The following is a 13,020-nucleotide window of genomic DNA, read 5'->3' on the forward strand; positions in this document are numbered from 1 at the left end:
AATGAAACAGATAACACAAACATATACATCACCGAAACTAAATAAACATAAGAACGTCTGACATATAATGAATACGCAGCTGCTCGCTCCCAAGCTCGTGCAGACGAAGCTTACCGTAAAGCTGATGAAGCTCTGGCTGCTGCTCAAAAAGCACAACAGACTGCTGACGAAGCTAACGAGCGTGCTCTGCGCATGCTGGACAAAGCTAGCCGCAAGTAATAATCCCTCGGGATTATTATCAAGCCGACCCATTTTTTGGGTCGGCTTTTTTGTGCTCGGCATTTTTGTCCGGGCACAAAAAAACCCGCCGACGCTTGAGGCGTCGGCGGGCTCTGGATCTGCCCCTTACTGCTGCAGATCGATCGGTGCGCTCGAGACAATCGGCGCCGAGGTGTTCGGCGTGCCGATCTCGGTAGGCAGGCCATCTTCGGCTGCAACCACGTCACGCACCACATCCCAGTTCATGCGCAGGTTGTTGGTGATGTCATCACGCTTGAGCATCGCGTTGATCACCGCTGTGTGCTTGTCGACCACCGAAGGGTTGCCTTTGTCGTCGATCGGCGTGTGCGCTTCCAGATAGACCTTGCCGCCACTGCGCCCGAACTTGTAAGCATCGTTGAGGATACGCACCGAGGTACCGACCGGCACCATGCCGGCCATCTCCAGCACGTTTTTGTTGAACATGCGGAAGCAGCCATGGCTGGTGCGCATGCCGATGCCGAATTTCTTGTTCGAACCGTGGATCAGGTAGCCCGGCGTGCCGAGGGTGAACTTGAACGGTCCCAGCGGGTTGTCAGGACCGGCCGGCACCACGTTTGGCAGCGGATCACCGTCAGCGGCGTGCTCAGCCTTGATCGAGGCTGGCGGGGTCCAGGTCGGGTTCGGTGTCTTGGCGGTGATCGAGGTATGCGCGATCGGCGACCCCCAACCTTCACGACCGATACCCAGCGGGAAGGTGTACACCACGTTCCGGCCTTTCGGGAAATAGTAGAGGCGGTATTCGGCGAGGTTGATCACGATGCCTTCGCGCGGGCCCGGCGGCAGAATGAAGCGCGTTGGCAGAACGATTTCGGTGCCGGCACCCGGTAACCAGGCATCGACGCCCGGGTTGGCCGCAACCATTTCCGAATAGCCCAGATCGTACTTCGTGCCCAAATCGGCGAAGGTGTCTTCGTACTTGGCTTTGATCACCTGCACCTGACCGATGATGTCTTCACCGGGTGGTGGCAGGGGAAACTCCAATGCAGCAACGGGACCGGCCACACACAGGGCGGCAAGTGACAGGCAGCGGGTGACGGCAGGAAAGCGCGGCAACATCCGGAAAATCCTTCGCATGATCAACAAGGGTATAAGAGCGCGATTGTACACCGCACTTTGAATATTCGGGGAGACACAAGACCTGTGGCGAGGGAGCTTGCTCCCGCTGGACTGCGCAGCAGGCCTTGCTGGAGGCCCGCACGGGATTCATGAAATTGTATTTAAGCTTTTCACGACGGCCGCGCCGCCGAGCGGGACGCTGCGAAGATTCGACAAGCGCCCTAGCCACAATAAGTCGTGCCCGACGTTAAAGCTCGAAACGCAACTCAGGCCAGATCGGCGACGTGCCGCGCTTCTGCGACTCCAGAATCGCCCGACACAGCGAGCACAGACGCTGATCCTGAAACACCCGGCGATCCACGCTCGACCAGCGCGGTTGCGCCGGCAGCAGACTGCCGCAGAGGGTGCGATCGGCCGAGCCGCCAAGTTCGAGTTGACGGGTCACCAGATGCACCCGCACTTCCTGGCAGGCGAACAGATCCAGCTGCTCGTCAGGCTCGATCAGTTGGTAGGCAAACAGGGACCAGGCAGAACGCGACATCGGGGGCTCCAAATAAGGGGGCGCCACATTAGCCGAAAGCCTGCCCTTAGAAAAGCCTCATAACAGCGGTTTTAGCGTCGGCCAGACATTTTCCAGCAACTTGCCCTGAGCCCCGGCCGCCGGGTGCAGACCATCGGCCTGCATCAAGTCCGGATGACCGCCCACGCCTTCGAGGAAAAACGGCACCAGCGGGATCTTTTTGTCGTCGGCGAGTTTGCCGTAGACCTCGGCGAAGGCGTCGGTGTAGCGCTTGCCATAGTTGGGCGGCAATTGCATGCCGAGCAACAACACCTTGGCACCGCTCTGACGGGAGCTGTCGATCATCGCCGCAAGGTTTTGTTGCAATTGCGTGGGCGGCATTCCGCGCAGGCCGTCGTTGCCCCCCAGCTCAAGGATCACCAACTCCGGCTTATGCTCTGCAAGCAGCGCCGGCAGCCGCGCCTGGCCTCCAGCACTGGTATCGCCGCTGATGGAGGCATTGACCACTTTGTCGTCAAAACCCTCCTTCTTGAGCCGTTGTTCGAGCAACGATACCCATCCCAAGCGGGTATCCAGTCCGAAACCGGCGCTGATACTATCGCCAACGATCAGGACAGTACCCGCCGCTGCGTTCTGGGCCATGCACATCAAGGCCAGGCCAGCACTCAAAAACCACACACGCATCGTATTCTCCATGGGCGCAAGCATTCTCACCGCGAAGAACCTCAGCAAAGTGGTTCCCAGCGCGGAAGGTGAACTGACTATCCTGCACGAACTCAGCCTGGAACTGAACAAGGGCGACAGCCTGGCCATTGTTGGCGCGTCCGGTTCCGGCAAATCCACCCTCCTCGGCCTGCTCGCCGGCCTCGACCTGCCGAGCAGCGGCGAAGTTACCCTCGCCGGCCAGAGCCTGAGCAATCTCGATGAAGATCAGCGCGCGCGTATCCGTGCCGAGCACGTCGGTTTTGTCTTTCAGTCATTCCAGTTGCTCGACAGTCTCAACGCCCTGGAAAACGTCATGCTGCCGCTGGAACTCGATGGCCGCAAGGATGCCCGCGAGCGTGCGACTGAACTGTTACAACGTGTTGGCCTCGGTCAGCGCCTGACGCACTCGCCGCGCCAGCTCTCCGGTGGCGAACAGCAACGCGTGGCAATTGCCCGGGCGTTTGCAGCCGAGCCGGACGTGCTGTTCGCCGACGAACCCACCGGCAACCTCGACAGCCATACCGGCGAGCGCATCAGCGACTTGCTGTTCGAATTGAACAAGGAACGCGGCACCACCCTGGTGCTGGTGACCCACGACGAACGCCTGGCTCATCGCTGCCGGCGCCTGATCCGTCTTGAAGCCGGGCTGTTGGTCGCCCCTCTGGAGCCTTGATGGCACGCCTGCCGCTGTTGCGCCTGTTCAGTCTCGCCATTCGCCAATTGCTGCGCGATGCCCGCGCCGGAGAATTGCGGGTGTTGTTCTTCGCTTTGGTTGTCGCTGTAGCGGCAAGCACCGCCATCGGCTATTTCGGCGCCCGACTCAACGGCGCGATGACGCTGCGCGCGACCGAGTTTCTCGGCGCCGATCTGGTGCTCGAAGGCAGTTCTCCGGCCCGTGAGGAACAGATCAGGAGCGGCACCGACTTGCGCTTGAGTCATGCGCAGGTGGTGGAGTTTTCCAGCGTCATCGCCACCGACAACGGCATTCAGTTGTCGAGTATCAAAGCCGTCGACCGCGCCTACCCATTGCGCGGCGAACTCAAGAGTGCGCCAGCGCCTTTCGCCGCCGAAGAACCCGGTGGCGAACCACAACCCGGTGAAGCCTGGGTCGAAGCCCGCCTGCTGACGGCGCTGGATCTGAAGATCGGCGACAGCATCGATGTCGGCATGAAGACGTTGAAACTGACTCGCGTGCTGACTTATGAACCGGATCGTGCCGGCAACTTCTACAGCCTCACGCCCCGGGTGATGATCAACCTCGATGACCTTGCCGCCACTGGCGTGGTGCAGCCCGGCAGCCGGGTGAGCTACCGCGAGCTGTGGCGTGGCGAACCGCAGGCGCTGGAAACCTATCGACAATTGATCAAACCGGGACTGGCGGCGAACCAGCGAATTCAGGATGCGCGCGACGGCAATCGGCAAATTGGCGGGGCGCTGGGCAAAGCCGAACGTTACTTGAACATGGCCAGTCTGGTCGCCGTACTGCTGGCGGGTGTCGCCGTGGCGTTGTCGGCGAATCGTTTTGCCAGTCGACGTTTCGATGCCAGTGCCTTGCTGCGCTGCCTCGGTTTGTCACGCCGGGAAACCATGCTGCTGTTCAGTGTGCAACTGACCGTACTCGGGCTGCTGGCCGCACTCAGTGGTGCTTTGCTTGGCTGGCTGGCGCAACTGGGTTTGTTCGCGCTGCTGCATGACCTGCTGCCGAGCGATGTTCCACCCGGCGGCCTGTTTCCGGCGATTGCCGGGATCGGCACCGGACTGGTGGCCCTGGCAGGTTTCGCCCTGCCGCCGCTCGCCGCGCTGGGTCGGGTACCGCCGTTGCGCGTATTACGCCGGGACATGTTGCCGATCCCCCCGAGCACCTGGATGGTCTACGGCGCCGCATTGGGCGCGCTGGGTCTGATCATGTGGCGCTTGAGTCTTGATCTGCTGCTGACGTTTGCCCTGCTGGGTGGCGGTGTCGTGGCGGCGGTCATGCTCGGCGGACTGCTGCTGTTGCTGCTGAACAGTTTGCGTCGCCTGTTGGCCCGTGCCTCGCTGCCATGGCGCTTGGGTCTCGGCCAATTGTTGCGCCATCCGTTGGCGGCTGCCGGGCAATCACTGGCGTTTGGTTTGATTCTATTGTCGATGGCGTTGATCGCCCTGCTGCGCGGCGAATTGCTCGACACCTGGCAAAACCAGTTGCCGAAAAACGCGCCAAATTATTTCGCCCTGAACATCCTGCCAGCGGACAAACAGGCGTTCACCGATCATCTGGTCAATGTGTCGGCTCAGGCCGCGCCGCTGTACCCAGTCGTTCCCGGACGATTGATCAGCATCAACGGCGAACCGGTGCAGCAAATCGTCAGCAAGGATTCCGCTGGCGACCGTGCGGTTCAGCGCGATCTCAGCCTGACCTGGGCGGCTGATCTACCCGCCGGCAACAAACTGACTTCAGGCTCGTGGTGGACTGAACAGCCATCCGACGATGTCCCGGGCGTTTCGGTCGAAGGCAAAGTTGCCGAGAGCCTCAAGCTCAAACTCGGCGATCACATGGTGTTCAGTGTTGGCGGCGTCAATCGTGAAGCGAAGGTCACCAGCCTGCGGGACATCAACTGGGACAACTTCCAGCCTAACTTCTTCATGATCTTCCAGCCCGGCACCTTGAAGGATCTGCCGGCGACCTATCTGACCAGCTTCTATCTGGCGCCCGGTCACGATCAGCAGATTGTCGATCTGTCGCGGGCCTTCCCGGCGGTGACCATTCTTCAGGTCGAAGCCCTGCTCGAACAGCTGCGCAGCATCCTCGCTCAGGTCACTCTGGCGGTGGAATATGTGTTGTTGTTTGTCCTGGCGGCGGGGATGGCGGTGCTGTTTTCCGGATTGCAGGCAACGCTGGATGAGCGCATTCGCCAAGGCGCGCTGCTGCGGGCACTCGGGGCCGAACGCAAGTTGCTGGTCAAGGCTCGGCGCATCGAGTTCGGCCTGCTCGGCGCGGTCAGCGGCTTGCTTGCGGCGATCGGTTCGGAGATCGTGAGTCTGTTGTTGTATCGCTACGCCTTCGATCTGCCGTGGCATCCGCATCCGTGGCTGCTGGTGCTGCCACTGATTGGCGCGGCATTGATCGGTGGTGCCGGAGTGTTCGGCACGCGTCGGGCGCTCAACGCAAGTCCGCTGACAGTGTTGCGCGAGGGTTGATAGACTCCAGCCGTCTTAATCACAAGAAGTTGCCATGAGCCGTTATCGCCCTCCCCGCACCGCCGGTACCGCGCTGATCACCCCTGAAGGTGAAGCGCGGATGCGCGCCGAATTCCATGAGCTGTGGCATGTGCGCCGTCCGCAGGTAACGCAGTCGGTCAGCGAGGCGGCGGCTCAGGGTGATCGCTCGGAGAACGCCGAATACACCTACGGCAAGAAAATGCTGCGCGAGATCGACAGCCGCGTGCGCTTTCTGACCAAACGTCTGGAAGCGCTCAAGGTTGTCAGCGAAAAGCCCAGCGACCCGAACAAGGTGTACTTCGGCGCCTGGGTGACCATCGAGGACGAGGACGGCAAGCAATCGCGCTACCGCATCGTCGGCCCGGATGAGCTGGATCTGAAACTGGGCCTGATCAGTATTGACTCACCGCTGGCCCGCGCCCTGATCGGCAAGGCGCTGGACGCGGAAGTGCGGGTGCAGACGCCAACCGGCGAGCAGTGCGTGTACATCGTGGCGATCGAATACCCCTAAGCGCTGTCAGCGACGGGTGATCAAACCCTGCCGGGCGACACGCACCAGTTGCTTGATCATTTGCGCCGCGTCCTCTTGGCTCGGCGCCTGAATCACCGCCAGATCAAAACTGTCACTGGCGAAACGCGCCAGCGACTCGCCATCTTCAACGAACTGGATCAGGAATGCAGCCGGGCCGCCGCTACGGCGTGGCCAGCCATCGAGATAACGCAACAGCGTCGGCTGATGTTTGCCGCCAAGGAGGATTTTCGGGTTGCGCTGGGTGATATGTGCCGTGATCGGCGCGGGACGTGCTGGAGGGCGTAGTGCATTCATCGTGTCGTGTCTCTGCCTCAAAAGTCTGCATGGCAGGTGAGAGGCAACACCGAACCAGCGCTTTAGCGGTATTTCGAAGCCCTGTTCCGGCTTCTGACGGCAACTGTTGAAGTCACCTGGCGCCCCGCAAGTAGCTGTTTAAATCGGCGCATGGGCAACATCCTAGAGAACGTGACCGATCAGTGTCAAGAATCAGCCACAACAAAAAAGGCCCGCACAATGCGGGCCTTTTGCTTGAATCAGAGCGCTCAACCGGCGATGGCGCGATCCACCGAAAGCTTGCCGGCACCTTCGATCAGTACGGCGAGACTGCCACCGAGCAGGGCCAGAGCAAATTCGTAGCCGTTGTTGGCCATGAACAAGCCGTTGCTGATGTGCACAGTGAAGATTGCCACCAGCGACAGGAAGGTCAGGCCCAACGCCGCCGGGCGCACCAGCAGGCCGATGATCAAGGCCAGACCAGCGAAGAATTCGGTGCCGCCAGCCAGCGTAGCCATCACGTAGCCCGGGTGCAGGCCAATGCTGTCCATGTACTGTGCGGTGCCCGCCAGGCCGTATCCACCGAACAGACCGAAGAGTTTCTGTGAGCCGTGGGCGGCGAAGATCACGCCGACAGCAATGCGCAGAATAGTCAGACCGTAGCCAGCGCGGGTGAACAGTACTTTGTTGATCAGAGAGCTCATGGGGCATTCCTTGTTTTTGCGAGAAGTTGTGTGTTGGTTGGCCGCCATATTAATCAGTTAATTTCATGTTAAAAGCGCAAATATTCCGCTATAACAATCAAATTATTAGATCATTTGCGTGAGACAACTTTCTGTCCACCGGGCTCCAACGACTTCCGCTCCCGATCGAACGCCAAGTAATACTTGTTCACGCTATTAACATAGCTGACGGGCCCCATTCCCACCTGTTCCATGGCAATACGCTCGACCTGGAAGAACCACTGGTTGGGATTCAGTCCGCGTCGGCGGGCCTCGGCACGCATGCCCTGCACCCGCTCGGGGCCGATGTTGTAGGCCGCCAGGGTGAACGCCATGCGCTCGCGCTCATTGAGTTTTGGGCTGTTGAAGAATTTGCGACGGATCATCGCCAGGTACTTCGCTCCGGCCTGCACGTTGGCATCGAGATTCTGAATATTGTTGACGCCAACCCGTTGCGCAGCCGACGGGGTGATCTGCATCAGGCCGGTCGGGCCACTGCCGCTGCGAGCATTGGGTTGCAGCGCCGATTCCTTGAACGCCAGTGCGGCCAGGTTCAGCCAATCCATGCGCTGTGCATCGGCATGCTTTTGCAGGGTTGGCCGCAGTTTTTCCAGGCGCTGGCGATCGGCCTTGGCCAATGGATAGTGGACTTGATAGAGACGGCGGTAGATGCGCAGGAACGCCGCGTCTTCGTTCGCCGGTTTTTTGTAACCGGTGAGGAAGCGATCGATGCTCGCGCGCAGCATCGACGCATCGCGGCGCACGAACCAGTATTCCTCGCCCGGCTCGCTGATCATCAACTGTCGATCAAAGCGCAGTTTCGGCAGGATCTTGCCCCAGCGCTCGGCAATCGGTTGCTCGACGATGGTCAGGTGAAAGATTCCGCCCTGGACCATTTCCAGCACGTCTTCGACCGCCAGTGTCGGATCGACCCATTCGATCTTGATCGGCGCCAGTTTGTGCAAGGCGAGTTTCTGATTGAGTTGGCTGACCGCTTCGCCCGCCGCACTGCCGGTGGGCAACGCGAGGGTTTTCCCGGAGAGTTGCTCGACCTTTGTGTAGCGCCGCTCGCCCTTGATGCCAACCAGCACCAGCGGCACGTTGCTGGCGATCGGCTCACTGCTGGCCACCGCGTGCCCCGGTTGCAGATCAAGCAATTCACCCGGCGCGACCAGATCGCCTTCGCCGCGCTGCAATGCGCCGAGCAATTGATCCTTGGCTTTGGGAATGATCTTGAGGGTGATTTCCTGACCGTCACGGGCGTGGCCGTTGAGGTATTGCTCGAAGGCGCGCAGGCGATGGTATTCAATACCGATGGACTGGCCCTGGACTTCGCCGGAGCTGTTGCGGCTCTGGTTGACCAGCACCCGCAGCACACGACTGCTGCGAATCTCCGACAGATCGCGGACTTTCGCTGCGGGCACGGCTTGCAGCGGCCCGGGCAGGCGCGCAACCGCCGTCATCGGCAGCAGCAACGAACCACACAACAGCAACAAAACCGAGGGACGAACCATCCACTCTCCGGAAAGAATACGGGGCGATTTCACCGCTGAACGGTCGAAAATCACCGACGAAAACAGAGCGCCTGAGCGCTGACAAAGTGCGAGAGACTGGCACAGTGATGGCAGTTTTGCCAAACCGGGCTGCGTCGCGGCATCAAAAGACAGCTATAACTCGTTGTAGTTCTTGGCTTTTCTTATGAATCTACAGCTCTGGTATGCTTTCCGGCCTTCGGCCCGAGGTAGCAACCATGCAACTCATCGATATCGGCGTCAACCTGACCAACCCAAGTTTCGCCGACAAACACCAGGCCGTACTCGACCGTGCCTATGCTGCCGGGGTCTGCCAATTGGTGCTGACCGGCACCAGCGTCGAGGGTAGCGAGCAGGCACTGGAGCTGTGCCAGCAACTCGATGACAGCGGGCAACGATTGTTCGCCACCGCCGGGATTCACCCGCATTCGGCCAGTGACTGGAACGCTGACAGCGCCAGACAACTGCGCAGTTTGCTCAAGGAAAGCAACGTGGTTGCAGTGGGTGAATGCGGACTGGATTTCAACCGTGATTTTTCGCCGCGCCCGCAGCAGGAAAAAGTCCTCGAAGAACATCTGGCGCTGGCCGTCGAACTGCAACTGCCGGTGTTCCTGCATGAACGTGATGCCAGTCAGCGCCTGCTGGAAATCCTCAAAGACTTCCGCGATCAGCTGCCTGCCGCCGTGGTGCATTGCTTCACTGGCGAGCAAAAGGCGCTGTTCAGCTACCTCGATCTGGACCTGCATATCGGCATCACCGGCTGGATCTGCGATGAGCGCCGGGGCACGCACTTGCATCCGCTGGTCAAGGAGATCAAGCGCGGACGGCTGATGCTGGAAAGTGATGCGCCGTACCTGTTGCCGCGCACCTTGCGCCCGAAGCCGAAGAATGGTCGCAATGAGCCGGCGTATCTGACTGAAGTGCTGCGCGAGGTGGCGTTGCATCGGGGCGAAACCGAGGAAGATCTGGCGGCACATACCACCGCGTGTGCCCGGGCATTCTTCAAACTCCCCAGTCTCTCCTGACGCATCAAATCTCAAATGTGGGAGCGAGCCTGCTCGCGAAAGCGGTGAATCATATAAGTAAATGGCGACTGACATCCCATTCGCGAGCAGGCTCGCTCCCACAGATGATTTGCAGTGTCGCCTGTTGACCCATATCAAGATCTGCAGACCTGCATAGCGGCACAATACTGGCACCTTGCCAAAACTGTTTCCGCTATCAGAGAAGACCTCCATGGGTGCCTGGCTTAGCAATATCTCGCTGAAATACAAATTCTGGGCGGTCAACGCGGTCGCCTTCGTCACCACTCTGCTGCTGGTGCTGTACGCCGTGCAGCTTGAGCAGCAGGCCCGCAGCCATGCCGCGCGGGCGTCCGCTCAGGCTCAGGCACAATTGCTCAAGGGCTGGCCGGTCGGGCAAGCCTTGCCCAAGGCCGATCAGGTGCTGACCTTCAAACGTGGCGAAGCGCCGCGCCTCAACGATCAACCGCTGCTGGAGATCACCGACAACCACGGCTGGAACGAGATCAATCACATGCCGCTGTTCGGCGATAACCCGTTGATGGGCGCCGAAGTGTTCAGCCGCGCCGATGGCCAACAAGTCGCGGTGATCGCCTATGGCCCAAGCCTGACGCAGGTATTCAGCGAGCGCTTCGCCAACTACGCGGTGGCCGTGCTCATCCTGATGCTGGCGATGCTCGGCGCTTCGCAACTGTTGATCCGTTTCCTGCTCAGCCAGCTCAACACCTTGAAAGACGTGATGCTGCATGTCGAAAAAAGCGGCGACCTTTCCGCCCGGGTGCCGCTGGCCTGCAAAGATGAAGTCGGGCAGATGGCCAATGCATTCAACGCGATGCAGGCCGGTTATCAACGCGTGGTGACCACCGTCGCCAACACCGCGCGGCAACTGGATGTTGGTGCCGCGCGCCTGGCATTGAGCATGAACGAAGTGCGTCACGGCATGCTCGGCCAGCAAAGCGAAACCGATCAGGCCGCCACGGCGATCAACGAAATGACCGCCACGGTTTATCACATTGCTCAACACGCCGGCGCCACTCGTGATTTGTCGCAGACCGCCGACGGCCTGGCCGGCAGCGGCCAGCAAGTGGTGGCACGGGTGCAGCATTCGATTGCCGGGTTATCAAGCGGTGTGCAGCAGACCGCCGAGATGATCCAGCGTCTGGCCGAGGACAGCCAGAAGATCAACGGCGTGGTCAGCGTGATCCACAGCATCGCCGAACAGACCAATCTGCTCGCGCTCAACGCCGCCATTGAAGCGGCTCGGGCCGGCGAGATGGGCCGTGGTTTTGCGGTGGTTGCCGATGAAGTGCGCAACCTCGCCAAGCGCGTACAGACCTCCACCGATGAGATCACCACTATGGTTTCGGCGTTGCAGGCCGGCACGCGCGATGCGGTGGATTTCATGCAGGAGAGTTCGTACAAGGCTGACGACTGCGTGCAGCAGGCGCAAGAGGCTGGCGAGGCCCTCGCGGAGATCACCGGAGCGGTGGCGCAGATGCGTGAGAGCAACACGCAGATTGCGGTGGCGGCAGAGCAGCAGAGTCAGGTGGCCGAAGAGATGAATCGTGCGGTGGTGAGCATTCGCGATGTGACCGAGAACACCGTGCAGCAGACGGTGGATTCGGCGACGACCAGTAATGAGCTGGCGACGTTGGCCGGGGAACTCAGCAAGGCCATTGGACAGTTGAAACTCTGAAGGCCCTATCGCGGGCAAGCCCGCTCCCACAGGATCACTGGTGTGCACAAAATCTGTGTTCGCTGGAGATCCCTGTGGGAGCGGGCTTGCCCGCGATGGCGTCAACCCAGACACCATCGAATCCGGCCATTGTGCCTATCACTTCAATAGCCAAGCTTGATTCGCCGCCCTCCCCGCCCCGGCCTATTCTTCAACCCATGAGTTCAACATGGATCGAGGAGTAATCAACATGGGCAAACGTCACCCCAACCTTCCCGCGTGGCAATGGCGCGCATACCCGAACAATCATCAGCATCCGACCAATCTGGTGCTGCACCTGATTGCCGTGCCGTTGTTCATCGTTGCGTTTCTGTTGATCGTGTCCGGGGTATTCAGCCTGAGCCTGGCCAGTGTGGCTATCGGCGTGATCGGCATTGTCGCGGCGCTGGCTCTCCAGCGTCACGGTCACAGCCTGGAGGCGCAAGCCTCCGAGCCGTTCAGTGATCGCAAAGATGCGGTATCACGTCTGCTGGTCGAACAGTTTCTGACTTTTCCGCGCTTCTTCCTCAGCGGCGGCTGGTGGCGCGCCTGGCGTGAGCGTCACCGTCGGCATTGATTCAGGCAAAGATCGTCACGGTCTGGCGACTCATCGCAATCAACTGCCCTTGCGCACTCCACAGCTTGGCGGCCACATGGCCGTAACCGTCGGCGGCGTATTCGATGTCGGCGAGGTATTTGCACCAGTCCAGCGTGCTCAGATCCTGTAACGGCTGAACAAATTCAATGGTCCAGGTCAACGTGCTGCCCGGTGCAGGCTTCTTCAGATACGGCAGCAGCGCAGGTGGCCATGCATCGACCAGCGCCAGCAAATGCGCCTCACTGACCGGCTCTTCTCGCACATCCCCGCGCAACCGTACCCAGCCGCCCATCAGCCGCGATGGATTGCCGGTGAACGGCATGCCGCCGACATTCCAGCGCATGGCCAGATGGCGCATGAACTCAGGCGTCACGCCTTTGATATAGGGCAATTCCGGGCACTCGTCCCAGTGTTTCATTTCGGCCGCCGGATAGGCTTCAACCGCGACCTCTGAAGGCCGCGATGCACCGAAGCTGCCTTGCACGATCGTGACCACCCGACCGTTCTGCATGGCGCGCCCCAGCACCTGGCTGACCGCTTTGCCTTCACGCAGTACATCAACCTCGAAGCTCACCGGGACTTCAGGCTCGACCGGCCCGACAAAGGTGATCGCCAGGGAACGCACCGGGCGATCCGCCGGCACTCGCGCACGCATGGCTTCGTATTGCAGCGCGGCGACCAGACCACCAAAACTGGCGCGGCCCTGACCCCATTCAGCGGGAATGGTCAGTTGCGGATGACGGCGGACCGCGTCGAGCAGATCACAAAAGCGCATGGCAACCTCGGAAAGCGAAAAGTGAATGCGGGGATCTTAACCAGCCCGGCAGAGCACCGCAGCGTCTATTCCGGTCAAATGCGCTGACAGAAAGGCCTTCAACCAATATCAG

At 60.4% G+C, this 13,020-nt stretch carries 13 protein-coding genes and 1 pseudogene; 7 read left to right on the plus strand and 7 right to left on the minus strand.

The window, feature by feature from the left end:
• Positions 1 to 54 precede the first annotated feature (54 nt).
• Positions 55 to 219 (plus strand): annotated as a pseudogene (locus ACIOWE_RS22110) (alanine-zipper protein); the annotation flags it as partial.
• 126 nt (positions 220 to 345) lie between these two features.
• Here the strand turns inward: ACIOWE_RS22110 and ACIOWE_RS22115 are convergent.
• The 3 genes from ACIOWE_RS22115 to ACIOWE_RS22125 form a co-directional block, all read right to left on the minus strand.
• Complete coding sequence (locus ACIOWE_RS22115; protein ID WP_401395840.1) at positions 346 to 1,317, minus strand: L,D-transpeptidase family protein; 972 nt, start codon at positions 1,315 to 1,317, stop codon at positions 346 to 348.
• Positions 1,318 to 1,564: 247 nt separating this feature from the next.
• Positions 1,565 to 1,858, minus strand: coding sequence for a hypothetical protein (locus ACIOWE_RS22120; RefSeq protein ID WP_007908575.1), 294 nt, complete (start codon positions 1,856 to 1,858; stop codon positions 1,565 to 1,567).
• Between the two features lie 57 nt (positions 1,859 to 1,915).
• Positions 1,916 to 2,521, minus strand: coding sequence for an arylesterase (locus ACIOWE_RS22125; RefSeq protein ID WP_401395843.1), 606 nt, complete (start codon positions 2,519 to 2,521; stop codon positions 1,916 to 1,918).
• A gap of 10 nt (positions 2,522 to 2,531) precedes the next feature.
• Between ACIOWE_RS22125 and ACIOWE_RS22130 the strand changes: the two genes are divergently transcribed.
• The 3 genes from ACIOWE_RS22130 to greB are packed head-to-tail and all read left to right on the plus strand — an operon-like array spanning position 2,532 to position 6,251.
• On the plus strand, positions 2,532 to 3,215 hold the full coding sequence (locus tag ACIOWE_RS22130; protein ID WP_103304726.1) for an ABC transporter ATP-binding protein: 684 nt from the start codon (positions 2,532 to 2,534) through the stop codon (positions 3,213 to 3,215).
• Positions 3,215 to 5,719, plus strand: coding sequence for an ABC transporter permease (locus ACIOWE_RS22135; RefSeq protein WP_401395846.1), 2,505 nt, complete (start codon positions 3,215 to 3,217; stop codon positions 5,717 to 5,719). The genes ACIOWE_RS22130 and ACIOWE_RS22135 overlap by 1 nt, the downstream gene beginning before the upstream one ends.
• A 34-nt stretch (positions 5,720 to 5,753) precedes the next feature.
• The gene (gene greB / locus ACIOWE_RS22140; protein WP_201237338.1) at positions 5,754 to 6,251 is read left to right on the plus strand and encodes a transcription elongation factor GreB; all 498 of its coding nucleotides are present in this window, start codon (positions 5,754 to 5,756) and stop codon (positions 6,249 to 6,251) included.
• A gap of 6 nt (positions 6,252 to 6,257) precedes the next feature.
• On the opposite strand, the gene ACIOWE_RS22145 is transcribed toward greB, so the two are convergent.
• From ACIOWE_RS22145 to ACIOWE_RS22155, 3 genes are all read right to left on the minus strand, one after another.
• Positions 6,258 to 6,566, minus strand: coding sequence for a class I SAM-dependent methyltransferase (locus ACIOWE_RS22145; protein WP_401395850.1), 309 nt, complete (start codon positions 6,564 to 6,566; stop codon positions 6,258 to 6,260).
• Between the two features lie 248 nt (positions 6,567 to 6,814).
• A complete protein-coding gene (locus ACIOWE_RS22150) occupies positions 6,815 to 7,249 on the minus strand; it encodes a DoxX family protein (protein ID WP_103304723.1) in 435 nt (144 codons plus the stop codon).
• Between the two features lie 110 nt (positions 7,250 to 7,359).
• Positions 7,360 to 8,781 carry a transglycosylase SLT domain-containing protein gene (locus tag ACIOWE_RS22155; RefSeq protein WP_401395853.1) on the minus strand — a complete coding sequence of 474 codons (1,422 nt, stop codon included), beginning with the start codon at positions 8,779 to 8,781 and terminating at the stop codon, positions 7,360 to 7,362.
• A 236-nt stretch (positions 8,782 to 9,017) separates the two neighbouring features.
• Between ACIOWE_RS22155 and ACIOWE_RS22160 the strand changes: the two genes are divergently transcribed.
• The 3 genes from ACIOWE_RS22160 to ACIOWE_RS22170 all read left to right on the plus strand — a co-directional run bounded on the left by ACIOWE_RS22160 (position 9,018) and on the right by ACIOWE_RS22170 (position 12,112).
• A complete protein-coding gene (locus ACIOWE_RS22160; protein WP_401395856.1) occupies positions 9,018 to 9,824 on the plus strand; it encodes a TatD family hydrolase in 807 nt (268 codons plus the stop codon).
• 211 nt (positions 9,825 to 10,035) lie between these two features.
• Positions 10,036 to 11,517: a methyl-accepting chemotaxis protein gene (locus tag ACIOWE_RS22165; protein WP_201237333.1), complete on the plus strand. Its 1,482-nt coding sequence runs from the start codon at positions 10,036 to 10,038 to the stop codon at positions 11,515 to 11,517.
• A gap of 229 nt (positions 11,518 to 11,746) precedes the next feature.
• A complete protein-coding gene (locus ACIOWE_RS22170; RefSeq protein ID WP_201237332.1) occupies positions 11,747 to 12,112 on the plus strand; it encodes an Mpo1-like protein in 366 nt (121 codons plus the stop codon).
• Position 12,113: 1 nt separating this feature from the next.
• Here the strand turns inward: ACIOWE_RS22170 and ACIOWE_RS22175 are convergent, their stop codons facing one another.
• Positions 12,114 to 12,908 carry an acyl-CoA thioesterase gene (locus tag ACIOWE_RS22175; protein ID WP_401395861.1) on the minus strand — a complete coding sequence of 265 codons (795 nt, stop codon included), beginning with the start codon at positions 12,906 to 12,908 and terminating at the stop codon, positions 12,114 to 12,116.
• Between the last annotated feature and the right edge of the window lie 112 nt (positions 12,909 to 13,020).

It is taken from the genome of Pseudomonas sp. NPDC087598, assembly GCF_044743525.1.
In the GTDB taxonomy this organism is placed as follows: Bacteria; Pseudomonadota; Gammaproteobacteria; order Pseudomonadales; family Pseudomonadaceae; genus Aquipseudomonas.